Source organism: Altererythrobacter chaiwopuensis (assembly GCF_054957735.1).
In genome coordinates, this window is record NZ_JBTXJF010000003.1 from 249,096 (window position 1) to 274,851 (window position 25,756).

Sequence of the window (25,756 nt, forward strand, 5' to 3'; positions counted from 1 at the left end):
ACGCATCGGCATACGTATTAGCTTGTCATGCAGGCGCGGTTGCGCAAGAACCGATGGCAAATCGCAACCCAGATGCGTGCAATTTTACAGGAGAGAACAATGGCTGACGATCGCCGCGAGGAAATGGAACGTATCCTGAAGCTACAGCGCGCAGCTTTCACCGCTTCACGGCCCGAGCCTATGAGCATGCGCAAGGACCGCATCAAGCGGGCGATGGCAATGGTCAAGGATCACGGCGAGAATCTGGCCAAGGCGATGAGCGCGGATTTCGGCAATCGCAGCATGCACCAGTCGATGCTGACCGATATCGCCGCAACGGTAAGCGCAGGCAAGGATGCGCTCAAGCATATGGACCAATGGGCCAGGACCAGCAAACGCAAGGTGCAGTTTCCCCTGGGCCTGCTCGGCGCCAGGGCTGAAGTGCGTTATGAACCCAAGGGGGTCATCGGGATCCTTTCGCCGTGGAATTTCCCCGTGCAGCTGGCGCTTGGACCGTTGATGCAGGTTTTGGCTGCGGGCAACAGGGCGATGATCAAGCCAAGCGAATTTACCGAGCGCACTTCCCTGCTGATGAAGGAACTGGTCAGCGAATATTTCACTCCTGATGAAGTGGCGGTGATCACCGGCAGCCCGGAAGTAGCGGCGGCATTCTCGTCGCTGCCTTTCGATCATCTGGTCTTTACCGGATCGACCGCTACCGGGCGCCGCGTGATGGAGGCTGCCGCGGCCAATCTGGTGCCGGTCACGCTTGAACTGGGCGGCAAGAGCCCGGTCGTCATGGGTCGCAGCGCGGATTTCGCCAAGGCGGGCGAACGCATCGCGCTGGGCAAGATGATGAATGCCGGGCAAATCTGCCTGGCGCCTGACTATATGTATGTACCGCAGGACATGGAGGATGCAGCGATTGCCGGGGTCAGCCAGGGCGTGCGCAACATGTATCCCGCGCTGCTGGAGAATGACGATTATGCTTCGATCGTAAGTGACCGCCATTTCGAGCGGCTCCAGGGCCTGGTCGAGGATGCGCGCGAGAAAGGCGCTGAAGTGATCGAGGTAAACCCCGGCGGTGAGGATTTCTCCAATGCCAACATACGCAAGATGCCGCTCAACATCCTGCGCAATGTCACTGACGAGATGAAGGTGATGCAGGAAGAGATATTTGGCCCTGTGCTGCCGGTGAAAACCTACAGCCAGATCGATGAGGCGCTCGATTATGTGAACGAGCATGATCGCCCGCTGGGCCTATACTATTTCGGCGAGGACAAGGCCGAGCAGGAGCGCGTGCTGACCAGGACCATCTCCGGCGGAGTGACCACCAATGACGTGATCTTCCACGTTTCGATGGAAGATCTGCCGTTTGGCGGGGTCGGCCCCTCGGGCATGGGCAGCTACCATTCGATCGAGGGTTTCCGCGAATTCAGCCACGCCCGCGCGGTCTATCACCAGCCGAAGATCGACATCGCCAAGCTGGGCGGGTTCAAGCCGCCCTATGGAAAGGCAACCGAAAAGGCCGCCGCGACAATGATGAAATAGGCTGGTGGCCGATCCATAACGCCGTGCGTGCTTACATTTGTCCAAGCAAGGCGCTGCGTGCGGTTGATCGCACCAAACGACATGCGCATGCTATGAATTACACGATTCGTGCCCTTGCGCTGATGAAATGAGCAGCCTAGAGGCGCGGCCAGACTATGCCCGCTAGGATTCCTTTGTGGTTGATCTGAGCCAATATCTTCCGATCCTGATCTTTCTGTTCATCGCAGGGGGATTGTCGGCGCTGTTCGTGTTCCTGCCGATGGGCGTGGCGCGGCTGACCGGGGCGCACCAGCCCGATGCCGAGAAGCTGAGCGAATATGAATGCGGCTTTCCCGCCTTTGATGATGCGCGCAGCCAGTTCGACGTGCGATTTTACCTGGTCGCGATCAGCTTCATCATCTTCGATCTTGAGGCGGCCTTCCTGTTTCCATGGGCCGTGAGCCTGGGTGAAACGGGTTGGGCAGGCTGGATCGGCATGATGGTGTTCTTGAGCATTCTGGCCATCGGGCTCGCCTATGAGTGGAAGAAGGGGGCGCTGGACTGGGAATGAGCACTATCATCACTCCACCGAACACGCTTCCGCTGGCTGCCAAGGGCGGCGAGGTCCGCCAGCCCGATGCTGATTATTTCCATGCTTTGCAGACCGAGGTGAACGACAAGGGTTTCCTTGTCACCAGCACAGAGGATCTGTTCCAGTGGGCGCGCACTGGCAGCCTGTGGTGGATGACGTTTGGCCTGGCCTGCTGCGCGGTCGAGATGATCCACGTCAATATGCCGCGTTATGATATGGAGCGCTTCGGCGTTGCCCCGCGCGCCAGCCCGCGCCAGTCGGACGTGATGATCGTGGCGGGCACGCTGTGCAACAAGATGGCCCCGGCGCTGCGCAAGGTCTATGACCAGATGTCGGAACCCAGATATGTGATCAGTATGGGCAGCTGCGCCAATGGCGGCGGCTATTACCATTACAGCTATTCGGTGGTGCGCGGGTGTGACCGGATCGTGCCGGTCGACATCTACGTGCCCGGCTGCCCGCCCACGGCCGAGGCCCTGCTCTATGGCGTGATGCAACTCCAGCGCAAGATCCGCCGGATCGGGACGATAGAGCGGTGAGCATCCTCCATTCCGCCCCGAAATTCGCCACCAACGAAGGTGTGCGCGACGCGCTGGTCGCAGTGCTCGGTGACATGGCTGTGTCCGCCAGCGAAGAGCATGGCGAGATCGTTATTAACGTGAAGCGCGCGGCAATCGAAGACGTGCTGCGGTTGCTGCGTGACGAGCACCAATACCAGCAGTTGATGGAGATTGCCGGGGTCGATTTCCCTGACCGCGCCGAACGCTTCGAAGTCGTTTACATGCTGCTTTCGCTCACGAAGAACCACCGCGTGATGGTGAAGCTCTCGACTGACGAGGCTACGCCGGTGCCCACGGTCACTACGCTGTGGCCCAATGCCGGCTGGCTCGAGCGCGAAGTGTTCGACCTTTACGGCGTCAAGTTTGCGGGCAACCCCGATCTGCGCCGCATCCTCACCGATTACGGCTTCGAAGGGCACCCCTTCCGCAAGGACTTCCCGCTCACCGGTTATGTCGAGCTGCGCTATTCCGAAGAGGAAAAGCGCGTCGTCTATGAACCGGTCGAGCTGGCGCAGGACCTCAGGCAATTCGACTTCATGAGCCCGTGGGAGGGCGCAGAATACGTGCTGCCCGGCGATGAGAAGGCTGAGGAGGGCAAGGCATGAGCATCCAGCTCGAGGAATCGCCCACCACCGGCGATGAAGTCATCACCAATTACACGATCAATTTCGGGCCGCAGCATCCCGCCGCACACGGCGTGCTGCGCATGGTGATGGAGCTTGACGGCGAGGTGATCGAACGGATCGATCCGCATGTCGGCCTGCTCCACCGCGGCACCGAAAAACTGATCGAGCACAAGACCTACCTTCAGGCGCTACCTTATTTCGACCGGCTCGATTACGTTTCTCCGCTGTGCCAGGAACATTCCTATGTGCTGGCGATCGAGAAGCTGCTCAATCTCGAAGTGCCGATCCGCGCGCAATATCTGCGCGTGCTGTTCGCCGAACTGACGCGCATTTCCAACCACATGCTCAACATCGGTGCGCATGTGATGGATGTCGGCGCGATGACGCCCAATCTGTGGGTGTTCGAGCTGCGCGAAGACTGCATGAACTTCTTCGAGCGGGCCAGCGGCGCGCGCATGCACAGCGCCTGGTTCCGCCCCGGCGGCGTGCATCAGGACGTGCCCGAAAAGCTGCTGGTCGATATCGGCCACTGGGTCGACACGCGCCTGCCCGAACTGTTCGGCGATGCGATGAGCCTGGTGATCGACAACCGTATCTTCAAGCAGCGCAATGTCGATATCGCGGTGGTTGGCCGCGACGATGCGATTGCCTGGGGCTTTTCCGGCCCGATGATCCGCGCTGCTGGCGTTCCTTGGGACCTGCGCAAGAGCCAGCCTTACGATGTCTATGACCGGATGGAGTTCGACGTTCCAGTCGGCACCAATTCGGACTGCTATGACCGCTTCATGGTGCGCGTGAAGGAAGTTTACGAGAGCGCGAAAATCATCAAGCAGTGCCTTGCGGAAATGCCGCAGGGCCCCATCGCCAACACTGACGGCAAAGTCTCGCCGCCTAACCGCGCCGAGATGAAGCAGAGCATGGAAGCGCTGATCCACCACTTCAAGCTCTATACCGAGGGCTTCCATGTGCCTGCGGGCGAAGTTTACGTGGCGACCGAAAGCCCCAAGGGCGAGTTTGGCGTCTATCTGGTCAGCGACGGCAGCAACAAGCCCTATCGCTGCAAGATCCGCCCCACTGCCTTCTCGCACCTGCAAGCGATGGACTTCATGTGCAAGGGCCACATGTTGCCCGACGCGACCGCCATCCTCGGCGCAATCGACGTGGTGTTCGGGGAGTGTGACCGGTGAGCTTGGAAGGAGCTTTTTGGCGGTTTGCTCACAAGCGGTATCAAACCCGCAAGCCGTCGAGGCTTTTTGAAGCGGCTTGCCTTATGTGGGGATTGTTCTGGACAACTGTGTTCGTAACCAGCGTAGTCTGGGCCTCAGTCGCCTTGATCGGTTTCCTAATGATGTTGGTTTTCGCAGCCGGTCCAATTGCATTGGCCCTTCTACACAGGCGCATTCGCCTCGTTCGGGAAAACGGTTCTGACGCGCTCTATCGGAAGAGGCTTGCTACCAATGGCTGACCGTTCCCCCGCACCCGTAATTGCGAGCGTAGCGAAGCAATCCAGAGTCCGACCTTGGATTGCCGCGCCTCGCTTTGCGAGGCTCGCAATGACGAAACGCTTCGGGGAGTGTGACCGGTGAGGCATGTATTCCATCCCGTCATTCCGGCGAAGGCCGGAATCCAGTGCGAAAAAGGGCTAGCGGTAACGAAGAAAGCTGGACCCCGGATCAAGTCCGGGGTGACGGTTATGGATATGGATTCGCAGAATGGCTGACAGATCGCCAGCACCCGACACCCCCGAACTGCGCGCACGCTGGGGCGCGTTCGCTTTCACGGACGAGAACCGCAAGAAGGCGGACTGGCATATCGCCAAATACCCTGCGGGCCGCCAACGCAGCGCCGTCATGCCGCTGCTCGACCTTGCCCAGCGTCAGGTCGGCGAAGAAACGCAGACGCAGGGCTGGCTGCCGCTGCCGGTGATCGAATACGTGGCGCAATATCTCGACATGCCGGTGATCCGCGTGCTCGAAGTCGCGACCTTCTACTTCATGTATAACCTTGTTCCGGTGGGCAAATTCCACGTCCAGGTGTGCGGCACCACGCCGTGCATGCTGCGCGGCAGCGATGATATCATCTCGGCCTGCAAGAAGCGCGGAATGCAAAAGGGGCACACCACCGATGACGGCATGTGGACGCTCACCGAAGTCGAATGCATGGGCAATTGCGCCACCGCGCCAATGGTCCAGATCAATGATGACAATTACGAGGATTTGACGCCCGAACGGCTCGACGCGGTGCTTGATGCGCTGGATGCCGGGCAACAGCCGAAAACCGGCACGCAGGAGCCGGGGCGGCACACCTCCGAGCCCAGCGGCGGGCCGACCACTCTCAAGGAAATGGTCAGCGAAAACCACGATTACCGGGGGGATTGGTGATGGGGATTTCCGCAATCGTCATCGCGCTGGTGCTCACCTTCGTCGCCTGGAAAGTGCTGACCGGTATCATCAAGTTCGCCCTGATCGCGGTCTTGCTGGTCGGCACGGCCTGGCTATTCTCGCAGGGAGGTTTCGCGTGACCCTCGCCGACAAGGACCGCATTTTCACCAATCTCTACGGGTTCCAGCCATGGAACCTGAAGGCGGCGCAGGCGCGCGGCGACTGGGACAATACCAAGGCGCTGCTCGAACGCGGGCAGGACGCGATCATCGATGAGATCAAGGAATCGGGCCTGCGCGGGCGGGGCGGGGCGGGTTTCCCGACCGGGCTCAAATGGTCGTTCATGCCCAAGGAAAGCCGCGACGGGCGCCCCAGCTTCCTCGTTATCAATGCCGACGAGAGCGAACCGGGTAGCTGCAAGGACCGCGAGATCATCCGCCACGATCCGCACAAGCTGATCGAAGGCGCGCTGGTTGCCGGCTATGCCATGCGCGCGCGCGCGGCCTACATCTACATCCGCGGCGAATATATCCGCGAGGCTGAAACGCTTCAGGCGGCCATCGACGAGGCTTACGCGGCGGGGCTGATCGGCAAAAACGCCAGCGGCAGCGGCTACGATTTCGACGTGTTCATGCACCGCGGCGCGGGCGCATACATCTGCGGCGAAGAAACCGCGATGATCGAAAGCCTGGAAGGCAAGAAGGGCCAGCCGCGCCTCAAACCGCCGTTCCCGGCGGGTGCGGGCCTCTATGGCTGCCCGACCACGGTCAACAATGTCGAGAGCATCGCGGTCGCGCCAACGATCCTGCGGCGCGGGGCTTCGTGGTTCTCCAGCTTCGGGCGCGATGGCAACAAGGGCACCAAGCTGTTCCAGATCAGCGGCCATGTCGAAAAGCCCTGCGTGGTCGAGGAAGCGATGAGCATCCCCTTCCGCGAATTGATCGAGAAGCATTGCGGCGGCATTCGCGGCGGGTGGGACAATCTGCTCGCGGTGATCCCCGGCGGTTCATCGGTTCCGCTGGTCCCCGCAAGCGAGATCATGGACGCGCCGATGGATTTTGACGGGCTGCGCGAAGTGGGTTCGGGCCTTGGCACCGCAGCCGTGATCGTGATGGACAAATCGACCGATATCGTTCGTGCGATTGCCCGCCTCAGCTATTTCTACAAGCACGAAAGCTGCGGCCAGTGCACCCCCTGCCGCGAGGGCACGGGCTGGATGTGGCGCGTGATGGAGCGGCTGCGCACCGGCGATGCGGCGATCGAGGAGATCGACATGCTGCAGCAGGTGACCAAGCAGGTCGAAGGCCACACCATCTGCGCATTGGGCGATGCGGCGGCATGGCCGATTCAGGGCCTGATCCGCCACTTCCGGCCGGAGCTGGAGCGGCGGATTCATGAGCATAACGCGAAATTCGCGGAGGCGGCGGAATAATGCCTAAAGTCACCGTAGACGGCGTGGAAATCGAGGTTCCCGCAGGCGCCACCGTGCTGCAGGCGTGCGAGCTGGCGGGGAAGGAAATCCCGCGCTTCTGTTATCACGAACGGCTGAGCATCGCGGGCAATTGCCGCATGTGCCTGGTCGAGGTGAAGCCCGGCCCGCCCAAGCCGCAGGCGAGCTGCGCCCTGCCGACACAGGAAGGCCAGGAAATCCGCACCGACACCCCGATGGTCAAGTCCGCGCGGGAAGGGGTGATGGAATTCCTGCTCATCAACCACCCGCTCGATTGCCCGATCTGCGATCAGGGCGGCGAATGCGATCTGCAGGATCAGGCGGTTGCCTATGGTCGCGGCGGTTCCCGCTATCACGAGAACAAGCGCGCGGTGACCGAGAAATACATGGGCCCGCTGATCAAGACGATCATGACCCGCTGCATCCACTGCACACGCTGCGTGCGGTTCAGCGAGGAAATCGCGGGCGTTGACGAAATCGGCGCGCTTGGCCGCGGCGAAGACATGCAGATTACCACCTATCTGGAGCAGGCGGCGAAGCATGAACTCTCCGCCAATGTGATCGATTTGTGCCCGGTCGGCGCGCTTACCAGCCGCCCCTATGCCTTCGAGGCGCGCCCATGGGAGCTGAAGAAGACGCTCAGCATCGACGTTTCGGACGCGGTGGGCACCAATATCCGGCTCGACAGCCGTGGGCGCGAAGTCATGCGCGCGCTTCCGCGCATCAACGATGACGTCAACGAGGAGTGGCTGTCTGACAAGGGCCGCTACATGGTCGATGGCCTTGGCAAGCGCAGGCTCGACAAGGTGTTCATGAGGAAGCGCGGCGGGCTGGCCGAGGCGACCTGGGACGAAGCCTTCAAAGCGATCGCCAAGCAGCTGAAAGGCAAGGAAAAATCGAGCATCGCGGCTGTCGCTGGCGACATGGTCGATTGCGAGACGATGTTCGCGGCGAAGGCGTTGCTGAGGGCGTGCGGTTCAAGCCTGATCGAAGGCCGCCAGACCGGCATGGATTATGATGTGTCGAACCTCGCTGCGGTCAATTTCAACTCGACGCTTGCGGGCATCGAGACAGCCGACGCCATCCTGATCGTGGGCAGCCATGTGCGCTGGGAAGCGCCGCTGGTGAACACGCGCCTGCGCAAGGCGGCGAAACGCGGCGCCAGGATCTATATCATCGGGCCGGTCTGGGAGCCGACCTATCACGTGACCTTCCTGGGCAGTGATCTCTCGCTGTTGTCGGACCTGCCAGGCGACCTGGTCGAGCATTTCAACGAGGCGGAACGTCCCGCGATCATCATGGGCGGTGCGGCGATTGCGCGCGGCGCGCTCCACGCCGGCCTTGCCGCTGCCGACAAGCTCGGTGTCGTCAAAGGCGATTGGAACGGTTTCAACGTGCTCCACTTCTCGGCAGCGCGGATGGGCGGGCTGATGCTTGGTTTTGCGCAGAAGGGCGGCATGGCGGATATCGCCAAGGCCAAGCCAAAGGTGCTGCTGAGCCTCGGCGCGGACGAGATGAATTTCGAACCGTTTGCTGACAGCCTGAAGGTCTATATCGGCCATCACGGCGACAAGGGCGCACATGCGGCCGACATCGTGCTGCCTGCTGCATCCTATGCCGAAAAGGACGGGACCTACGTCAACACGGAAGGCCGGGTGCAATTCGCCGAGAAGGCCGTGTTCGCGCCGGGCGATGCGCGCGAAGACTGGACGATCCTGCGTGCGCTCGCCGATGCGTTGGGCGTCTCTGTTGGCTTTGACAGCTTCGCCGAATTGCAGGCGGCAATGATCAAGGAAGTGCCCGCGCTGGGCGAAGAAGGATTGGCCGATTACGGCCCGCTGCCCGCTGCGCCTGCAGGCGCCAAGGCAGATGGCGTGATTGATACTTATCCGATCAAGGACTTCTACCTCACCAACCCGATCGCCCGCGCCAGCGCGGTGATGCAGCAATGCTCGGCGGAATTGCTCCACGGCGACGAGCTGAAGGAGGCGGCGGAATGAGGACCAAGCGCAACCTTTCGGTCGTCATTGCGAGCGAAGCGAGACGAAGTCGGCCAGAGGCCAACCAATCCATTGACCTGCGCAGTGGATCGCCGCGTCGCTTCGCTCCTCGCGATGACGAGGGGGGCGCGCAATGACCGCCTTCTTTGAGCAGTGGATGCCCTATGAATGGGCGTGGTTCATCGCCACGATCAGCGGCATTCTGCTGATCGCGCTACCTTTGATGCTGGCGGTGGCGATGATCATCTATGTCGATCGCAAGGTATGGGCGGCGATCAATCTGCGGCGCGGACCCAACGTGGTCGGCCCATTCGGCCTGCTGCAAAGCTTTGCTGACGGGCTCAAGGTGTTCCTGCAGGAAACCATCATTCCCTCGGCGGCGAACAAGGGCATTTTCATCCTGGCGCCGATCGTCACCTTCACCGTGGCGCTGGCCGCATGGGCAGTAATCCCGTTTGACGCGGGCGTGGTGCTGGCAGACATCAACGTCGGCCTGCTCTACATCCTCGCGATCTCCTCGCTGTCGGTTTACGGCGTGGTGATGGCGGGCTGGGCCTCGAACTCGAAATACCCCTTCTTCTCTGCCATGCGTTCGGCTGCGCAGATGATCAGTTACGAGGTCTCGATCGGCTTCATCCTGATCTGCGTGGTGCTGTGGGCGGGCAGCTTCAACCTCAGCGAAATCGTTGAGGGTCAGCGCGGCCACGGGCTTGGCTTCGTCAATGGCTACTGGTTCAACCTGCTGCTGTTCCCGATATGGGTGGTGTTCTTCATCTCCTCGCTGGCGGAAACAGCGCGCGTGCCGTTTGACCTGACCGAAGCGGAATCGGAACTCGTAGCTGGCTACCAGACCGAATACAGTTCGATGAGCTTCGCGCTGTTCTGGCTCGGTGAATATGCCAACATCCTGTTGATGTGCAGCCTCAACACGCTGCTGTTCTTCGGCGGGTGGCTGCCGCCGGTGGACTGGGCGCCGCTCTATTATGTGCCGGGCATCATCTGGTTCCTGGGCAAGACATTCCTGTTCTTCTTCATGTTCAGCTGGGTGATGGCGACCGTGCCGCGCTATCGCTATGACCAGCTGATGCGTCTTGGCTGGAAGGTGTTTCTGCCGATGAGCCTGATCTTCGTGGTGCTGATTTCCGGATATCTGATGGCAACCGGTCATTTCGGAGGGCAACTGGGATGAGTACCGCCCTCCACCTCATCAAGTCGTTCACCCTGTGGGAATTCCTCAAGGCGCACGCCCTGACCTTGAAGTATTTCTTCAAGCCCAAGGTGACGATCAACTATCCGTTCGAAAAAAACCCGATCTCGCCGCGTTTCCGGGGCGAGCATGCGCTGCGCCGCTATCCCAATGGCGAGGAACGCTGCATCGCCTGCAAGCTGTGCGAGGCGGTATGCCCGGCGCAGGCGATCACGATCGAGAGCGAACCGCGCGAAGACGGCAGTCGCCGCACCACCCGCTATGACATCGACATGACCAAGTGCATCTATTGCGGCTTTTGCCAGGAAGCCTGCCCGGTCGATGCCATCGTCGAGGGGCCGAACTTCGAATACGCCACCGAAACGCGCGAGGAACTGCTTTACGACAAGGCAAAACTGCTGGCCAACGGGGACAAGTGGGAGCGCGCCATCGCCGCAAACCTTGAAGCCGATGCGCCGTATCGTTAGGGGGCCGCGCGAGATGATGAGGGGCAAGGTCAATACCATGAACACCGTCATTCCCGCGAAAGCGGGAATCCACCTTCCAGCGGCATTGGCTCCGCTCTGGATCCCCGCTTTCGCGGGGATGACGAGAGGGGTGTGAAGGAAAAATGATCCAAACCTTATCTTTCTACCTGTTCGCAGGGCTGATGATCGCTAGTGCGCTGATGGTCATCACGTCGCGCAACCCGGTGCATTCCGTGCTGTGGCTGATCCTGGCCTTCTTCAACGCCGCGGGGCTGATGGTGCTCGTTGGCGCCGAATTCATCGCCATGCTGCTGGTGATTGTTTATGTTGGTGCAGTCGCCGTGCTGTTCCTGTTCGTGGTGATGATGCTCAACATCGATTTCGCCGCGTTGCGGGCCGGTTTCGTCAAGAATTTTCCGCTCGGCCTGCTGGTGGCGCTGATCCTGTTCCTCGAGCTGTTCGTGGGGCTGGTGGCGTGGAGCGCGGGCGGGGTAAAACTGGGGACTCCCGACGGCAGCGGTGCAGCCTCGCTGGGTACGAACAATATCGAGGCAATCGGTGCGCTGCTCTATAGCCGCTATATCTTCCTGTTCGAGGTGGCCGGCATCATCCTGCTGGTGGCGATGATCGGTGCCATCGTGCTGACCCATCGCCAGCGCCCGGATGGTACGCGCGCCCGGCAGGACATCGGCAAGCAGGTCCGCCGCCGCCCCGAAGATGCGACCGTGATGAAGCAGCCCGGCGTAGGGCAGGGGGTCGAGCTGTGATTGGCATCGAACATTATATCACCGTCAGCGCGATCCTGTTCGTGCTGGGCGTGCTGGGCATTTTCCTCAACCGCAAGAACGTGATCGTCATCCTGATGGCGATCGAACTGATCCTGCTTTCGGTGAACATCAACTTCGTCGCATTCAGCGCCTTCATGAACGATCTGGTCGGTCAGGTGTTCGCCATGCTGGTGCTGACCGTGGCTGCGGCAGAGGCGGCGATCGGGCTGGCGATCCTGGTCATCTATTTCCGCAACCGCGGCACCATCGCGGTCGACGATGCCACGCAGATGAAGGGGTAAAAATGAACTTCACAATCCCGTCATTGCGAGGAGCCGCAGGCGACGCGGCAATCCAGAGCCGTTGTGCGACCCGCGCTGGATTGCTTCGCTACGCTCGCAATGACGAAGGAGTTGCCAAGTGAACTCCATCCTCTTCATCGTTTTCCTGCCATTGCTCGCGGCCATCGTGGCAGGGCTCGGCAATCGCATGCTCGGCAACACCGTCACCAAGTCGCTCACCACGGGCGCGCTGTTCATTTCCTGCGCACTGAGCTGGCCGATTTTCCTGAGCTTCGTCGCCGGAAATGCGGTCGCGGAAGTCGTTCCGGTCATGACCTGGGTTCATTCGGGCACGCTGAGTTTCGATTGGGCGCTGCAGGTGGATGCGCTGACCGCCGTGATGCTGGTGGTGATCACTACTGTTTCCGCGCTCGTGCACCTCTATTCATGGGGATACATGGAAGAGGACCCGGACCAGCCGCGCTTCTTCGCCTATCTCTCGCTGTTCACCTTCGCCATGCTGATGCTGGTGACGGCCGACAATCTGGTGCAGATGTTCTTCGGTTGGGAAGGGGTGGGCCTGGCCAGCTATCTGCTGATCGGTTTCTGGTTCAAGAAGCCGAGCGCCAACGCCGCCGCGATCAAGGCCTTCGTGGTTAACCGCGTGGGCGACCTCGGCTTCATGCTGGGCATTTTCGGCACCTATCTGGTGTTCCAGACCACCTCGATCCCCGAGATCCTGGCCGCCGCGCCGGGGATGACCGGCTCGACCATCGGCTTCCTCGGCTATCGCATGCAAACGATGGACCTGCTGTGCATCCTTCTGTTCATCGGCGCGATGGGCAAATCGGCGCAGCTGGGCCTGCACACCTGGTTGCCCGACGCGATGGAAGGCCCGACCCCGGTTTCGGCGCTGATCCACGCCGCAACCATGGTGACCGCGGGCGTGTTCATGGTCTGCCGCCTGTCGCCCATGTTCGAGGCAGCACCGATTGCATTGGGCATGGTGGTGTTTGTCGGAGCGGCCACGTGCATCTTCGCCGCCACGATCGGGACCACGCAGTGGGACATCAAGCGGGTGATCGCCTATTCCACCTGCTCACAGCTCGGTTACATGTTCTTTGCCGCAGGCGTCGGCGCCTATGGCGTGGCCATGTTCCACCTCTTCACCCATGCTTTCTTCAAGGCCCTGCTGTTCCTGGGCGCTGGCAGCGTGATCCACGCCATGCATCACGAACAGGACATGCGTTATTACGGCGGCCTGCGTAAACACATCCCGCTTACCTTCTGGGCGATGATGGCGGGTACGCTGGCGATCACCGGCGTCGGCATCTATGACCTGCACCTTGGCTTCGCCGGCTTCTGGTCGAAGGATGCGATCATCGAAGTCGCCTATGCCCGCGGCACCGGCATGGCGAATTTCGCCTTCTGGATGGGCGTTTTCGCCGCCCTGCTGACAAGCTTTTACAGCTGGCGCCTGATGTTCCTTACCTTCTGGGGCAAGCCGCGCTGGATCGAGAGCGAGCATATCCAGCATTCGGTTCACAAGACGCCCGCGCAGGCCGGAGAAGACACTACCGGCGGCTATCATCCACATGAAAGCCCGCCTTCAATGCTGGTCCCCCTTGGCCTGCTGTCAGTGGGGGCAATCGCCGCCGGGCAGGTGTTTGCGCCGACATTCCTTGACGATGCATCGTTCTGGAGCAATTCGATCTTCTATAACGAGCCGCTGATCCACGCGATGCACGCAGTGCCGATGCCGGTGAAATATGCCGCCTTCATCGTGATGGTGCTGGGCTTTGCCGGGGCATGGTGGGCCTATATCAGGAACACGAGCATTCCGGGCAAATTCGTGGCGCAGTTCCGCGTGATCCACAATTTCGTCTACAACAAATGGTACTTTGACGAGCTTTACAATGTGATCTTCGTCAAGCCGGCCTTCTGGCTCGGGCGCGTCTTCTGGCAAAGGGGCGATATCGGCACGATCGACCGTTTCGGCCCCGATGGTGCCGCCTGGCTGGTGCAGCGCGGCGCGCTGGTCGCGAAGAAGGTGCAGTCCGGATATCTCTATAGCTACGCGTTGATCATGCTGCTCGGCCTGGTCGCCGCGATTACCTGGGTGCTCTTTTGATGGACGGGTTTCCGATCCTTTCGGCCATGCTGCTGGTCCCGCTGGTGGCAGGCATCGCCTGCTTCTTTCTTGAGGCGCAGGCTGCGCGGCTGACCGCGTTGGCGGCAACGCTGGCCAATCTCGCGCTCGGCGTGGTGCTGTGGCTCAATTACGATATCGGCGGAGCGCAATGGCAGTTCGTCGAGAAGGCGCCGCTGTTCTCGGGCTTCAGCTATGCGCTGGGGATCGACGGGATTGCGCTGATGCTGATCATGCTCAGCGTGTTCCTGATGCCGATTTGCATCCTCGCCAGTTGGGAAGCGATCACCAGGCGCGTGGGCGAGTACATGGCCGCCTTCCTGATCATGGAAGTGCTGATGATCGGCGTGTTCGCAGCGCAGGACATGTTCCTGTTCTACATCTTCTTCGAGGCGGGCCTGATCCCGATGTACCTGATCATTGGGGTATGGGGCGGGGACAACCGCATTTATGCGAGTTACAAGTTCTTCCTCTACACGCTGCTCGGCTCGGTGCTGATGCTGATTGCGATGTTCTGGATGGTGAATGTTGCAGGCACTTCCGACATCCCCACGCTGATGCAGTATGACTTCGCGCCAGCGGCGCAGACATGGCTGTGGCTGGCGTTCTTCGCCAGCTTCGCGGTGAAGATGCCGATGTGGCCGGTGCATACATGGCTTCCCGATGCGCATGTGCAAGCGCCCACTGCGGGCTCCGTCATCCTGGCGGGTGTGCTGCTGAAGCTGGGTGGTTACGGCTTCATCCGTTTCAGCCTGCCAATGTTTCCCGAAGCCTCTGCGCAGCTTGCCTGGCTGATTTTCGCGCTGTCGATCGTGGCAGTGATCTATACCTCGCTGGTCGCGCTGGTTCAGCACGACATGAAAAAGCTGATCGCCTATTCATCGGTCGCGCATATGGCGATCGTGACGGCAGGCCTGTTCGCTTTCAACGTGCAGGGGCTGGAAGGCGCAATGATGGTGATGCTGGGCCACGGGTTGGTCTCGGGCGCATTGTTCCTGTGCGTGGGCGTGATTTATGACCGGCTGCACACGCGCGAGATTGACCGTTACGGCGGGCTGTCCATCAACATGCCCAAATATGCGCTGTTCTTCATGCTTTTCACCATGGCCAGCGTGGGCTTGCCGGGCACGAGCAATTTCATCGGCGAATTCCTGGCGCTGGCAGGAATCTATCAGGTTTCCACCTGGGTTGCCTTGGCCTGCACCACGGGCATCATCCTGGGCGCGGCCTACATGCTTTACCTGTACCGGCGCGTGGCCTTCGGCGAGCAGAAAAACGCCGATGCGGCAGCCATGCTCGATCTCGACAAGCGTGAATGGGCAATGCTTGCCCCGATCGCCGCTGCAGTTTTGTGGATGGGCGTCTATCCCGAAAGCTTCCTGGCACCGATGCGGCAGGATATCGCCGCGCTCGAAGCGCGGGTGGCGCGTGCTGCACCCGAAGGTGACAGCCAGCTTGTGGTGGGCGAGCCGACTGGAAGGATTGCCAACGAAATGCCGCATGCAAGTGAGAAGCTCGAGGAGGGGGCCCACTGATGGACTACGCAACCTCGCTTTCGCTGATTGCGCCCGAAATCGTCCTTGCAGTTTCAGGGCTTGTGCTGCTGTTGATCGCGGCCTGGGGCGGAGACAAGAGCGCTAAGCTGGTAACGTGGCTTGCAGTAGCAGGGCTGTTCGCAGCGGGCGTGCTGCTTGTGCCGACCCTGCATGACGGGCTGGTTGGCCCGGCCACGTATGCTTTTGGCGATTTGTTCCGTGCCGATGCCTATGCCGCATTCGCCAAGTCGCTGATCTATCTCGGCGCGATCGGCTGCCTGTTGGTCGCGCCTGCCTATTTCGATCGCCTCAAGGCCATGCGCGCCGAATATCCCGTGCTGGTTGTATTTGCTTCGCTGGGCATGAGCATCATGGTTTCGGCGGGCGATTTCCTGACGCTTTATGTTGGGCTGGAGCTCAACAGTCTCGCGGCCTATGTGCTCGCCTCGATCCTGCGCAATGATGACAAATCGGCCGAAGCGGGCCTCAAATATTTCGTGCTTGGTGCGCTTGCCAGCGGCATCCTGCTTTACGGTCTGAGCCTGCTCTATGGCTTTACCGGCAGCACCAGCTTTGCTGGTGTCTCCGCAGCGATAGCCGGTGATTTGTCCAACGGCGCGCTGATCGGCATCGTGTTTGTGCTTGCAGGCCTGGCGTTCAAGATCTCGGCAGTTCCGTTCCATATGTGGACGCCCGATGTCTACGAAGGCGCGCCGACCCCGGTTACCGCCTTTTTCGCTACTGCACCCAAAGTGGCAGCGGTTGCCCTGACCGCCCGGGTCGCGCTGGAGGTGTTCGGCAGCCAGGTCGACGCCTGGCGGCAGATCGTGATCTTCCTGGCGCTTGCTTCGATCGTCGTCGGCGCGCTGGGCGCCATCGGGCAGGAGAATATCAAGCGCCTGCTGGCCTTTTCATCGATCAACAATGTTGGCTTCATCCTGATCGGGCTTGCCGCCGCGACTGAGCAGGGTGCGAGCGCAATGCTGGTCTATCTGTGGATCTACCTGGCGATGTCGCTCGGCAGCTTTGTTGCGGTGCTGATGCTCAAAAATGCCGATGGCGTGCCCGTCGAGAACATTTCGAGCATGGCCGGCATGGTGCGCGAGCAACCATTGCTGAGTTGGTGCCTGTTCTTCCTGATGCTGAGCCTGGCAGGCATTCCGCCGCTGTTCGGCTTCTGGGGCAAGTTCGTGGTGTTCCAGGCCGCGGTTGAAGCGGACATGATCGCGCTCGCAGCGCTCGGTATCGCCGCCAGCGTGATCGGCGCCTTCTACTACCTCAAGGTGTGCAAGGTGATCATGTTCGACGATTCCGCGGGCGTGATGACGGGCAAGAGCAACGCCAGCCATTGGGCTGTTCTGGGGATAACCTCGTTGATCATTTCCCCGCTCGGCTATCTGCTTACGCCGTCGCTGGGCGATCTGGCGGACAAGGCGGCAAGCGCGCTGTTCCTGGCGGTGTGATCACTTTCGTCGAGCAAACCGGCTCCACCAACGCAGACCTGCTGGCGCGGCTTGCCGCGGGCGAGCATGCGCGCGAGGCCGATTGGCTGGTTACGCGCAGCCAGAATGCCGGGCGCGGGAGACAGGGACGCCAGTGGTTTGACGGGTCGGGCAATTTCATGGGCTCGACAGTGGTTCATCCCGCTGCTGGCGATCCGCCCGCAGCAACATTGGCGTTGATGACCGGGCTCGCGGTTTACGAGGCGCTATTGCCCTTCTGTCCCGAACCCGGCGCTCTCATGCTGAAATGGCCGAACGACATATTGCTGCGGGACGCGAAACTAGCCGGGATATTGCTGGAAACGGCCAAGGGGGCTGTGGTCATCGGAATCGGCGTGAACCTGCGCGCGGCGCCCGAACTGCCGGACCGCAAGACGATAGCCCTGGCTGAGGTCGCACCGGCACCTTCGCCTGAGGATTTTGCCGGACGGCTCGCCGCATCCTTCGACGCCGAACTTGAGCGCTGGCGCATTCACGGGCTTGAGCTGCTTCTCAGGCGCTGGCAGGCGGCGGCCCATAGAATAGGCACAGCGCTGAAGGTGCATGAACCCTCGGGCACCACCATCAGCGGCGCCTTCGCCGGGCTCGACGCAAGCGGCTCCTTGCTGTTGCGCGCTCCCGATGGCAAGACGCACACCATCCACGCCGGTGACGTGGCGCTCGATTAGCCTGATCGAATAGGGGAAGCTCGATGCTGCTTGCAGCCGATGTCGGTAACACAAATGTGGTCTTTGCGCTGTTCGATGGCATGGAGATCAAGGCGCGCTGGCGGATCGCCACCGATCCGCGCCGCACTGGCGATGAATATGCCGTGTGGCTGCTGCAATTGCTGGCGATCGAGGGCTTCGACAAGGCGCAAATCACACAGATCATTGTGGGCTCGGTGGTGCCCCGCGCGATCCACAATATCGCTGTGCTGGCAGAGAAGTATTTCGGCGTTACGCCGCTGATCGCGGGGCAGGGCGATGCCGATTGGGGAATTTCAGTGGACGTGGACGAGCCGCGTTCGCTCGGTGCGGACCGTGCGCTCAATGCTATCGCGGCACATGCCAAATACCAGGGTGATCTGATCGTAGTCGATTTCGGCACTGCTACGACATTCGATGCGGTGGATTTTACCGGCGCCTACAAGGGCGGGATCATCGCCCCTGGCATCAACCTGTCGCTTGATGCGCTGGTCAACAATACGGCCAAGCTCCCGCGCATTGCGATCGAAAACCCCGGCAATAACAACGTTATCGGCCGCAACACCGAAGAACAGATGCTGATCGGTGTTTTCTGGGGCTATGTCTCGCTGATCGAAGGGCTGATCGCCCGGATGCGTAAACAGATCGGCCGACCGGCCAAGGTGGTGGCGACCGGCGGGCTGGCAATCCTGTTTGACGAGCATACGGATATGTTCGACGCGGTTGATACAGACCTGACGCTTGACGGGCTTGCCATTCTGGCGCGCCGCGCAGCGAACTGATCGGAACCAGTTGATGAAAAAGGATTTCACTCCCGAGAAGGAACTGCTGTTTCTGGCACTGGGCGGCTCGGGCGAGATTGGCATGAACGTCAATCTCTATGGCTGCAACGGCAAGTGGCTGATGGTGGATCTGGGGATGACCTTCTCGGGCGATGTATATCCGGGTGTTGAACTCGTTTTTGCCGATCTCGAATTCATCGAAGACCGCGCGAAGGATCTGCTGGGGATCGTGCTGACCCACGGGCACGAGGATCATATCGGTGCCGTCCCCTATTTCGCCGCCGAACTGGGTGTGCCGCTTTATGCCACGCCATTCACGGCTGAACTGGTTCAGCGCAAGCTGGAAGAGGCGGGGCTGGCCAAATCGGTCGATCTGTTTGTCATCGATGACGATCATGGCGCGTTCAACCTTGGCCCGTTTGGCGTGACATATGTTCCGCTGGCGCATTCCATAGCAGAAGGAAACGCGCTGCTGATCGAGACCCCTTATGGCAAGGTGTTCCACACCGGCGACTGGAAGCTCGATGAGGAACCGATCATTGGTGAGCCAACAACTGAGGAAGAACTGATCGCCATCGGGGATGAGGGTGTGCTGGCCCTGGTGTGCGATTCGACCAATGTATTCAATGCCAAGCCCAGCGGTTCAGAAGGCGGCGTGCACCGATCGCTGATGGAGGAGGTGGCGCGGCATGTCGGTAAGCGCGTGCTGGTAACGACCTTCGCTTCGAATGTGGCGCGGCTGCAGACCCTGGGCGATGTCGCCCGTGAAACCGGGCGGCAGTTGTGCGTGGCCGGGCGCTCGCTCGATCGGATCATCGACGTGGCCAAGCAGACAGGTTACCTGCAGGACTTCCCTGAAACGATCGATTTCGACACGGCGATGGGCCTGCCGCGCGGCGAAGTACTGATCATCGCCACCGGCGGGCAGGGCGAACCGCGCGCGGCGCTGGCCCGCATTGCCGAAGGCAACCACCCGATCGAGCTGGTGCCGGGCGATGTGATTTTGTTTTCGAGCCGCCAGATTCCCGGCAACGAGCTTGCCATCGGGCGGGTGATGAACCAGCTTGCCGCGCGCGGGATCGTGATGGTGACTGACCGCCAAAGTGCTATCCACGTTTCCGGCCACCCCGGCAGGCCGGAGCTCCAGGCGCTATATGGCTGGATTCGCCCGGAATTGCTGGTGCCGGTCCATGGCGAGATGCGCCACATGCACGAACAGGCCCGGCTTGGGCGCAAGAGCGGCATCCCGGCGGCGTTGGTGCAAAGCAATGGTGACCTTATCCGGCTCGCACCCGGCGCCCCTGGCAAGCTGGCCGAGGTGAAGGCAGGGCGGCTTGTGCTCGATGGCGACATTATCGTGGCGGCAGATGGTGAAGCGGTGACCATGCGCCGCCGCGTGGCGCGCGACGGGTTGGTGATAGTGGTTCTGGACGAGAGCTATGCCCCGACTGTTGAAGCGATCGGCTTGCCGCTTGACGAGGATCTGGCTGGGTTTGTCGAAGAGGCAGCCGAGGATGTCGTCTCGGCCATCGCCTCTCTACGCGGCAAGGCCGCCCGCGATCGTGATGCGGTGCACGAGGCAGCCCGTCTTGCCGCGCGCCGCGCCGCACAGCGCTGGTCAGGAAAGAAGCCGCAAGTCAAAATCATCATGCTGGGTGAAGCGCAATGATGGAATGGACCTCGATCCTCGCAATTTATGCGCTGTTCTGGGTGATGTCGGCGTTCGTCACCTTGCCGTTTGGCGTGAAGACGCATGACGAAGCGGGGATCGAGAAAATTCCCGGGCAGGCAGATAGCGCGCCCGCGCATTTCCGCCCCGGCTATCACGCTTTGAGGGCGACCTTTATTGCGGGGCTCCTAACCGGGATTTATGTGCTGAATTACCAGTTTGGCTGGGTCACTGCCGAGGATCTGAATTTTTTCCCGCCGCCACCCGGCACCGGCGAAATGCCTGGTTGAACAAGCGTGGCGCGGCAATAATCAATCGCGCAGCCGTTCGATAGATTGCGCGAGCGCGACATAGAGCTTGCCCATATCCGAGCTAAGCAGCGTGATCCCCATTGTGTTGCCATCGCGGGTTGAAAGTACCGAGCGCAGCATGGCTTCGAAATCATGGATGTAGCGGCTGACATGCTCGCGGAAGCTGTCATCCGCCTCGAACAGTTCCATTATTTCCCTTGCCTGGGAATTGTCGACAAGCCGCACTGCCCGCCGCGTGAAAATGCCGCGATCACCCTTGAGGTAAGATGCCCAAGCAGTGTCTGTGGTATCGTGTGATAGCACCTTGGCGATGTCGATGGCGTTTGAATTGAGGCTCTCGGTGATCAAGGCCACCCGCCGTGCAAAATCATTATCGACCTTTTCCTGCGCCTGTTCTCGCGCGCGGGCTACGCGCTGCTCCAGATTGCCCACCAACTCATTTACCTTGGCGAGTTGGTCACGTAGGGCGCCGACAATCTCACGTCCGCTGGTGGAAGCCCGCAGGTTTGCTTCCTCAATGCGCTCGGCAGCATGCGCGCCTTCTTCACGCAACGATTGCTCGATCGCTGCGCTGGCCTTGACCCCTATTTCTTTGGCCAGTATCCCAAGCCGCTCTTCCGTGCCGTCCTCGATCGCCGCAAAGGCCTGCCTTGCCGCATCTTCCAGCTGGACAATCGCGGCCCGCAATTCCTCGTTGGTTCGCGACGAGACATGATCGCTTTCCTGCTCAAGTTTGCTCAAGGCGCCGCGCAGTGCGGAAATCCGCGCCAGGCCTTCATCCGCACCTTCGGCAAGGCGCGCGTTGAGCGCCGCGATCTTCTGATCGGTTTCCTCAACAGTTTCGCGGGCGGCAATGACATAATCGGATAGGCTGCTGCTGCGCTCATGTGCGGCTTCAACCGTGCCCTTGATCATGGCCGCGCGCTGCTCAACATCGCCCAGCATTGCCCCCGCCTTGTCGATCGCCTGGGGCAGGGCTTCGCGGCTTTCGCGCGCACCCGACTGGATAATTTCGAGCAGGCGGATACCGGCCTCGGTCAGTTCGCCAAGGATCGTGCCGGTGGCGGCGAGTTCGTTGCGGCTGTGCGCAAGCTTCTCGGTCGTATCGCCAAGACCTTGACCGAGTGTACTGGTGGTAAGTTGCGCTTGTTCAGAAACTGAAGCAAGCAGGGTATTCAGTTCCTCAACCTTCGATGTAATGTCAGTGCCTTGTGTTACGAGTTTCTCGAGCCGGGCAAGCTGCGCTTCGGTCCGCTCCGACAGCATTTCGTCGAGCTCTGACAGGCGCTGCGCCAACACTTCGCTGGCCTGCGCCTCGCGAGTATCGAATTCATCCTGCCTGCGGGCCATTTTTTCGGCGAAGTCGGCATCGTGTGCCGCAAGCCTGGCCGCAAACTGTTCACTTTCCAGTTCCAGCGCTTCAATCCGCCTTCGCCCGGTCGCTACAGCGTGCTGATCGAGCTGGTCGAGCTTGCCGACGACCTTGGCGAGATCGGTATAAAGCCGGTCGCGATGTTCATCGAGCATGGTGACGGAATCGTGCTGCGTTTGGTTGAGCGCGGCGCTCACCGCCTGGATTTCATCACGCAAACTGGCGATCTGGTCCTGGAAAGTGTTGACGCGGGCACGCTCCTGGGTTTCGAATTCTGCCCCTAGCGCGGCCACCATAACGCGCAGCTCTTCGGCGCGGCCGTGCATCGCGGCGAACGCGCCTGCTTCATGGCTGTCTATTTCTGCGCGGAATTCGTCACTTTTCGCGTTCAAAACGGCGAAGCGGCTCTCGGTAATCTGATTGAGCCGATCGAGTTGAGCTTCGAATCGCGCCAGCGTGTCATTCACCTGTTCGGTCAATGTGTTGACCTGCTGGCCGCTTGCGGCACCGAAGTGGTTGAGCCGTTCGAACCCTGTCACCAGCTTTTCAATCTGTTCATGCGCGGCTCGGCCAGCCTGGCCGATCTGGTTGGAGGCATCGCGCGCCGAAGTAGCAATGACCGGTAAGTCGTCACGCAGTTTTCCCATGTTTATCAACGCGGTATCACTGACTGTTGCGATCGCCTCTACCTGAGCGCCATTGGTGTGGATCAACGCCTGAAGCTCGCCGGCATGGGTGGACAGCCGTTCACTGGCTATACGCCCGAAAGATTCCAGCTCGCGCGACTGTGTGCCCAGGAATTCGCGCGCCAGCGAAAGCTCGCGATTGACCGCTGCCAGCCGGTTCTCAAGCGCGCTCGCCTCTTGCCGCAATAACAGAGCCGTATCGCCGAAACGGACAGCTTCGCGGCGGCTCAGGCGCATGGCGAGAAGCCAGCAGGCTACGACCAGCAGGATCGGCACAGACCAGTCCATGATCCATCCCGCCCACTGTTGCGGCGTCCCGCCTGTCAGAATTTCCGCTTGAAATGCCCAGCCAAAGAACCCGGTCCACCCCGCCATGGCAAGCATCGCCAATGTGGGTACAAACCAGTCATACCAGCGCCTGCGCGGTGCCGGTTCATCAATCTCGTCGCCCGGTTCTTCGTCCAGAATTAGCGGTTCATCGCCAGCATTCTCAGCGGATTGTTCAGGCGCGTTCTGCGCGGCTTCAGGCCCGATAGCCCGGATATGCGATCCAGTCGTCATTTGCGGAAACTACTCGATTTTGAGAAAGGATAAACCCCGCTTTAACGCTTGTGCGCATATCCGCCATCCAATGGCGTATGAAAGCGGTTCCCTTGATGCAACATTGGCTGCGGCCGCGGGTGAGGACATCGCCTTGCTGGCTGAGCTACGCAACGCTTTGGTCGAAAGTGCTGAGCGGCAGCTTGACCTGATGCGCCGCGCCCGTTGTGACGGAAATTGGCGTGTTGCTGCGATGCGTCTGAAAGGGCTTGCCGCAAGCTTCCACGCGGAGGAATTGCTCAACATATCCGAAGCGGCGCTGGAAGCTGTTCCGGGCGAACCTGGCGTGCTGCGCGAGGTGGAACAGGAGATCGCTCGGCTAGCGGGGCGGCCGCTTATTCCTGCGCACGGCTAAATCCGCCCAATTCCGCCCAATCTGGCGCTTGGCAGGCCTGCCTTGCCGCGCCTATTGTCTCCCCTAAATCCGACTAACCAATGGCAAACGGGGGACAGGCCGCTGTGCGCAGCGCATTGCTATCGACACTGGAACTGACGCAAGCGGGCAGGCCGCGCGCGTTCGAGCGGCTTGGTGGGCGATCGCTGATCGCCTGGCAGGTGGATATGGCGCGCGACCTTGGCTGCACGCGGATAATCTGCCTCGCAGAGCGCGACAGCGAACCGTTGCAGGACCTTCACGAGGCTGTGGAAAGCGCAGGTTTGGAGTTCCAGCTGGTGCGTGGGCCGTTGCCGCTGGCGCGGCTGCTTTCCGCCGATCAGGAACTGGTGGTGATTGCCGATGGTCTGGTGATCGATCGTGAGCGCTTGGCCGCGACCATAGGAGAGCAACGCGGCGTTGCAGCCTTGCCAGCTGAGGAAGGCCTGGCCGCTGGGTTCGAGCGGATCGATGCGGAACATGCCTGGGGCGGTGTGCTGGTCACGCGGGCAAGGATTGCGGAACAACTGGCGGACATGCCGCCCGATTGTGACACAATCTCGGTTTTGCTGCGGCTCGCACTGCAGGCCGGGGCAAGGCTGGTGGATGTGAGCGCGGAGGCGCTCGATAGCGGAGAATGGCTGTTGGTGCGTGACCGCGCGGTGTTGGCACTGCGCGAGGAAGCTTTGCTTGATCGCAGTGTCGAGAGCGCCGTTTGGAGCGCGCCGGGCACTGCACTCAGCCGCCGGTTCGCCCGGGCATTGGCGCCCGATGCGTTGGATCGGGGGCCTGCTACGGCACTGGGCCTTGGGGCATTGGGTCTGCTGGGTGCTGTGGTGCTCTCGCAAATTGGCTTGAGTTTTGCAGGTTTAGCGAGCTTCATTGTAGGCGCTTTTACGCTTAAACTGGGCGAGGCACTGGGCAGGCTCAAGGCCAGGCTGCGCGGAATTGGGCCGGGAACGCGGCGCGCAGGCCTGCTGCGAAATATCCTGGATTTCTCGCTTGTGATGCCTCTTTCGCTGCCGTTCGAACTGGATTCCTTGCCGCAGCGGATGTTTCTGCCGTTGATGTTTGTGGGGCTTTTGCGCCTTGGAGAAAGCCTGGCCCCGGAAAAATGGCGTGCCGCCTGGGGTGATCGCTTCGTCGCAGCGTCGGTCTTGCTTCCGGCGGCATGGTTTGGCGTGCTGGATCAAGCAGTTGCTGGGCTGTCTTTGCTCGCACTCGGATTATGCCTGTTTTTTCGGCGAGAATCGAAGATAACGCGGGCTTAACCAAGCCGCGCTATGAGCAGGCGATGAGCGAGGCTGTGATGAAACCGCAGGAGCAGACGGAGGCAAGTGACGCCTTGCGCCATGAGCTGGCGCGTGGCGACCTTGCGCTTGCCGGAGTTGCGCCTGTTCTCAGCCACTTGCTCGCCTCTCCCGGCCAGGCCCTGGTGAGCGAAGATGTGCTTGCGCGCATGCGCGGCATGCTGGGCGATCTGGCGCGACAGGTGCTGGCGGCGCTGGCAAAGGCAGAAGGGGCAAAACAGGAGATAGACCCGGCAGCGGCAAGCAACCTTGCAGGCCGGTTTGCTGCCAGCAGCATCCTGGTGAGCCATTGTTATGCCATCGCGATGGAAAGCCAGCTTGGCGAGCGGCTTGAGCAAGGCGCGGCGATCGACCAGGTGCTTACGCCGCTGTTGCAGGAACTGATCGCCTCACCGGACGAAAACGTCGCGGAACTGGCCATGGCTACCATGAGCGCGCAGGCGCGTTTCATCCAGGCGCAGCGCAGAATGGACCTGCCGCTGGTCGAACTTCCGGCAGAACTGTTTCACGAGGTGCTGGCACTGGCAAAAAAGGCCGTCGTCGCAGAGGATGGTGGTGTGGCCGAACGGGCGGCGCAACAGCTCCGCGCCGGCTACGATGAAGGCCGTAGCAGGCTGGCGCTGCTTACCCGTCTGGTAGGCGGCCTGGCAGGAGGAATGCGCGCCGCGCTCGATCTTGAGCACGCCGGGCTGGCACTCTTCGCGACCGCAATGGCGCGGCTTTCGCAGCAACCGCGCGAACTGGCGATACTCTCGTGCCACGAACGCCAGCAAGTGCGGCTTGCCCTGGCGCTGCGTGCCGGAGCGCTCAAGCCTGATGAAATCACCCGCCAATTTGCGCTGATCCACCAGGATTTTGCGCTTCCCGCGCAGCTGCATGACATTTCTGCGGACCAGGCGAAAGCTCTGCTCAAGGGAACCGCGGCGGGGCGCGGGCGCTAG

The 25,756-nt window shown here is 61.0% G+C and carries 23 protein-coding genes and 1 pseudogene; 23 read left to right on the top strand and 1 reads right to left on the bottom strand.

All coding sequences use genetic code 11. The annotated features are described in order from the left end of the window. The first annotated feature begins 99 nt into the window (after positions 1-99). From ACX3VQ_RS12650 to ACX3VQ_RS12745, 20 genes and pseudogenes are all read left to right on the top strand, one after another. Positions 100-1,530: a coniferyl aldehyde dehydrogenase gene (locus tag ACX3VQ_RS12650; RefSeq protein ID WP_462581403.1), complete on the top strand. Its 1,431-nt coding sequence runs from the start codon at positions 100-102 to the stop codon at positions 1,528-1,530. 175 nt (positions 1,531-1,705) lie between these two features. Beyond that, on the top strand, positions 1,706-2,080 hold the full coding sequence (locus tag ACX3VQ_RS12655) for an NADH-quinone oxidoreductase subunit A (RefSeq protein WP_462572299.1): 375 nt from the start codon (positions 1,706-1,708) through the stop codon (positions 2,078-2,080). After that, positions 2,077-2,640, top strand: coding sequence for a NuoB/complex I 20 kDa subunit family protein (locus ACX3VQ_RS12660; protein ID WP_462572298.1), 564 nt, complete (start codon positions 2,077-2,079; stop codon positions 2,638-2,640). The genes ACX3VQ_RS12655 and ACX3VQ_RS12660 overlap by 4 nt, the downstream gene beginning before the upstream one ends. Beyond that, positions 2,637-3,251: pseudogene (locus ACX3VQ_RS12665) on the top strand (NADH-quinone oxidoreductase subunit C); the annotation flags it as partial. The gene ACX3VQ_RS12660 and the pseudogene ACX3VQ_RS12665, both read left to right, overlap by 4 nt. A gap of 11 nt (positions 3,252-3,262) precedes the next feature. Beyond that, a complete protein-coding gene (locus ACX3VQ_RS12670) occupies positions 3,263-4,474 on the top strand; it encodes an NADH-quinone oxidoreductase subunit D (RefSeq protein ID WP_462581404.1) in 1,212 nt (403 codons plus the stop codon). Between the two features lie 525 nt (positions 4,475-4,999). Continuing rightward, positions 5,000-5,668, top strand: coding sequence for an NADH-quinone oxidoreductase subunit NuoE (gene nuoE / locus ACX3VQ_RS12675; protein WP_462581405.1), 669 nt, complete (start codon positions 5,000-5,002; stop codon positions 5,666-5,668). Next, positions 5,668-5,808: a hypothetical protein gene (locus ACX3VQ_RS12680; RefSeq protein WP_462581406.1), complete on the top strand. Its 141-nt coding sequence runs from the start codon at positions 5,668-5,670 to the stop codon at positions 5,806-5,808. Before nuoE ends, ACX3VQ_RS12680 begins: the two co-directional genes overlap by 1 nt. Then, positions 5,805-7,100, top strand: coding sequence for an NADH-quinone oxidoreductase subunit NuoF (gene nuoF / locus ACX3VQ_RS12685; RefSeq protein ID WP_462581407.1), 1,296 nt, complete (start codon positions 5,805-5,807; stop codon positions 7,098-7,100). Before ACX3VQ_RS12680 ends, nuoF begins: the two co-directional genes overlap by 4 nt. Beyond that, positions 7,100-9,118, top strand: coding sequence for an NADH-quinone oxidoreductase subunit NuoG (gene nuoG / locus ACX3VQ_RS12690; protein WP_462581408.1), 2,019 nt, complete (start codon positions 7,100-7,102; stop codon positions 9,116-9,118). The genes nuoF and nuoG overlap by 1 nt, the downstream gene beginning before the upstream one ends. A 133-nt stretch (positions 9,119-9,251) precedes the next feature. Continuing rightward, the gene (nuoH, locus tag ACX3VQ_RS12695) at positions 9,252-10,307 is read left to right on the top strand and encodes an NADH-quinone oxidoreductase subunit NuoH (protein WP_462581409.1); all 1,056 of its coding nucleotides are present in this window, start codon (positions 9,252-9,254) and stop codon (positions 10,305-10,307) included. Next, a complete protein-coding gene (gene nuoI, locus ACX3VQ_RS12700; RefSeq protein ID WP_462572291.1) occupies positions 10,304-10,792 on the top strand; it encodes a NuoI/complex I 23 kDa subunit family protein in 489 nt (162 codons plus the stop codon). Before nuoH ends, nuoI begins: the two co-directional genes overlap by 4 nt. 143 nt (positions 10,793-10,935) lie before the next feature. Next, complete coding sequence (locus ACX3VQ_RS12705; protein WP_462581410.1) at positions 10,936-11,559, top strand: NADH-quinone oxidoreductase subunit J; 624 nt, start codon at positions 10,936-10,938, stop codon at positions 11,557-11,559. Continuing rightward, on the top strand, positions 11,556-11,861 hold the full coding sequence (gene nuoK / locus ACX3VQ_RS12710) for an NADH-quinone/ubiquinone oxidoreductase subunit 4L family protein (RefSeq protein ID WP_462572289.1): 306 nt from the start codon (positions 11,556-11,558) through the stop codon (positions 11,859-11,861). Before ACX3VQ_RS12705 ends, nuoK begins: the two co-directional genes overlap by 4 nt. A 118-nt stretch (positions 11,862-11,979) precedes the next feature. Next, positions 11,980-13,971 (top strand): NADH-quinone oxidoreductase subunit L, encoded by a 1,992-nt coding sequence (gene nuoL, locus ACX3VQ_RS12715; RefSeq protein ID WP_462581411.1) that lies wholly within the window; start codon positions 11,980-11,982, stop codon positions 13,969-13,971. Beyond that, the gene (locus ACX3VQ_RS12720; RefSeq protein WP_462581412.1) at positions 13,971-15,524 is read left to right on the top strand and encodes an NADH-quinone oxidoreductase subunit M; all 1,554 of its coding nucleotides are present in this window, start codon (positions 13,971-13,973) and stop codon (positions 15,522-15,524) included. The genes nuoL and ACX3VQ_RS12720 overlap by 1 nt, the downstream gene beginning before the upstream one ends. Then, positions 15,524-16,987, top strand: coding sequence for an NADH-quinone oxidoreductase subunit NuoN (gene nuoN, locus ACX3VQ_RS12725; protein ID WP_462581413.1), 1,464 nt, complete (start codon positions 15,524-15,526; stop codon positions 16,985-16,987). The genes ACX3VQ_RS12720 and nuoN overlap by 1 nt, the downstream gene beginning before the upstream one ends. Beyond that, a complete protein-coding gene (locus tag ACX3VQ_RS12730) occupies positions 16,984-17,694 on the top strand; it encodes a biotin--[acetyl-CoA-carboxylase] ligase (protein ID WP_462581414.1) in 711 nt (236 codons plus the stop codon). The genes nuoN and ACX3VQ_RS12730 overlap by 4 nt, the downstream gene beginning before the upstream one ends. 23 nt (positions 17,695-17,717) lie before the next feature. Next, positions 17,718-18,494, top strand: a complete 777-nt coding sequence (locus ACX3VQ_RS12735) for a type III pantothenate kinase (RefSeq protein WP_462572284.1) — start codon at positions 17,718-17,720, stop codon at positions 18,492-18,494. Positions 18,495-18,507: 13 nt separating this feature from the next. Then, positions 18,508-20,163 carry a ribonuclease J gene (locus ACX3VQ_RS12740; RefSeq protein ID WP_462581415.1) on the top strand — a complete coding sequence of 552 codons (1,656 nt, stop codon included), beginning with the start codon at positions 18,508-18,510 and terminating at the stop codon, positions 20,161-20,163. Further along, positions 20,163-20,453 carry a DUF1467 family protein gene (locus tag ACX3VQ_RS12745; protein WP_462581459.1) on the top strand — a complete coding sequence of 97 codons (291 nt, stop codon included), beginning with the start codon at positions 20,163-20,165 and terminating at the stop codon, positions 20,451-20,453. Before ACX3VQ_RS12740 ends, ACX3VQ_RS12745 begins: the two co-directional genes overlap by 1 nt. Before the next feature lie 21 nt (positions 20,454-20,474). Here the strand turns inward: ACX3VQ_RS12745 and ACX3VQ_RS12750 are convergent, their stop codons facing one another. Then, the gene (locus tag ACX3VQ_RS12750; protein WP_462581416.1) at positions 20,475-23,093 is read right to left on the bottom strand and encodes a coiled-coil domain-containing protein; all 2,619 of its coding nucleotides are present in this window, start codon (positions 23,091-23,093) and stop codon (positions 20,475-20,477) included. Positions 23,094-23,163: 70 nt separating this feature from the next. Between ACX3VQ_RS12750 and ACX3VQ_RS12755 the strand changes: the two genes are divergently transcribed. The 3 genes from ACX3VQ_RS12755 (at position 23,164) to ACX3VQ_RS12765 (ending at position 25,756) form a co-directional block, all read left to right on the top strand. Next, a complete protein-coding gene (locus ACX3VQ_RS12755; protein WP_462572281.1) occupies positions 23,164-23,487 on the top strand; it encodes an Hpt domain-containing protein in 324 nt (107 codons plus the stop codon). An 80-nt stretch (positions 23,488-23,567) separates the two neighbouring features. Beyond that, positions 23,568-24,776, top strand: coding sequence for a hypothetical protein (locus ACX3VQ_RS12760; RefSeq protein WP_462581417.1), 1,209 nt, complete (start codon positions 23,568-23,570; stop codon positions 24,774-24,776). A gap of 23 nt (positions 24,777-24,799) precedes the next feature. Next, positions 24,800-25,756, top strand: coding sequence for a hypothetical protein (locus ACX3VQ_RS12765; RefSeq protein ID WP_462581418.1), 957 nt, complete (start codon positions 24,800-24,802; stop codon positions 25,754-25,756).

Excerpts from the sequence above, each read along its gene's own strand:
- ACX3VQ_RS12650 (WP_462581403.1), top strand. The coding sequence starts at position 100 with ATGGCTGACGATCGCCGCGAGGAAATGGAACGTATCCTGAAGCTACAG.
- ACX3VQ_RS12660 (WP_462572298.1), top strand. The coding sequence starts at position 2,077 with ATGAGCACTATCATCACTCCACCGAACACGCTTCCGCTGGCTGCCAAG.
- ACX3VQ_RS12670 (WP_462581404.1), top strand. The coding sequence starts at position 3,263 with ATGAGCATCCAGCTCGAGGAATCGCCCACCACCGGCGATGAAGTCATC.
- nuoE (WP_462581405.1), top strand. The coding sequence starts at position 5,000 with ATGGCTGACAGATCGCCAGCACCCGACACCCCCGAACTGCGCGCACGC.
- ACX3VQ_RS12680 (WP_462581406.1), top strand. The coding sequence starts at position 5,668 with ATGGGGATTTCCGCAATCGTCATCGCGCTGGTGCTCACCTTCGTCGCC.
- nuoG (WP_462581408.1), top strand. The coding sequence starts at position 7,100 with ATGCCTAAAGTCACCGTAGACGGCGTGGAAATCGAGGTTCCCGCAGGC.
- nuoH (WP_462581409.1), top strand. The coding sequence starts at position 9,252 with ATGACCGCCTTCTTTGAGCAGTGGATGCCCTATGAATGGGCGTGGTTC.
- nuoI (WP_462572291.1), top strand. The coding sequence starts at position 10,304 with ATGAGTACCGCCCTCCACCTCATCAAGTCGTTCACCCTGTGGGAATTC.
- ACX3VQ_RS12705 (WP_462581410.1), top strand. The coding sequence starts at position 10,936 with ATGATCCAAACCTTATCTTTCTACCTGTTCGCAGGGCTGATGATCGCT.
- ACX3VQ_RS12720 (WP_462581412.1), top strand. The coding sequence starts at position 13,971 with ATGGACGGGTTTCCGATCCTTTCGGCCATGCTGCTGGTCCCGCTGGTG.
- nuoN (WP_462581413.1), top strand. The coding sequence starts at position 15,524 with ATGGACTACGCAACCTCGCTTTCGCTGATTGCGCCCGAAATCGTCCTT.
- ACX3VQ_RS12735 (WP_462572284.1), top strand. The coding sequence starts at position 17,718 with ATGCTGCTTGCAGCCGATGTCGGTAACACAAATGTGGTCTTTGCGCTG.
- ACX3VQ_RS12740 (WP_462581415.1), top strand. The coding sequence starts at position 18,508 with ATGAAAAAGGATTTCACTCCCGAGAAGGAACTGCTGTTTCTGGCACTG.
- ACX3VQ_RS12745 (WP_462581459.1), top strand. The coding sequence starts at position 20,163 with ATGGAATGGACCTCGATCCTCGCAATTTATGCGCTGTTCTGGGTGATG.
- ACX3VQ_RS12750 (WP_462581416.1), bottom strand. The coding sequence starts at position 23,093 with ATGACGACTGGATCGCATATCCGGGCTATCGGGCCTGAAGCCGCGCAG.
- ACX3VQ_RS12755 (WP_462572281.1), top strand. The coding sequence starts at position 23,164 with ATGGCGTATGAAAGCGGTTCCCTTGATGCAACATTGGCTGCGGCCGCG.
- ACX3VQ_RS12760 (WP_462581417.1), top strand. The coding sequence starts at position 23,568 with ATGGCAAACGGGGGACAGGCCGCTGTGCGCAGCGCATTGCTATCGACA.
- ACX3VQ_RS12765 (WP_462581418.1), top strand. The coding sequence starts at position 24,800 with ATGAGCGAGGCTGTGATGAAACCGCAGGAGCAGACGGAGGCAAGTGAC.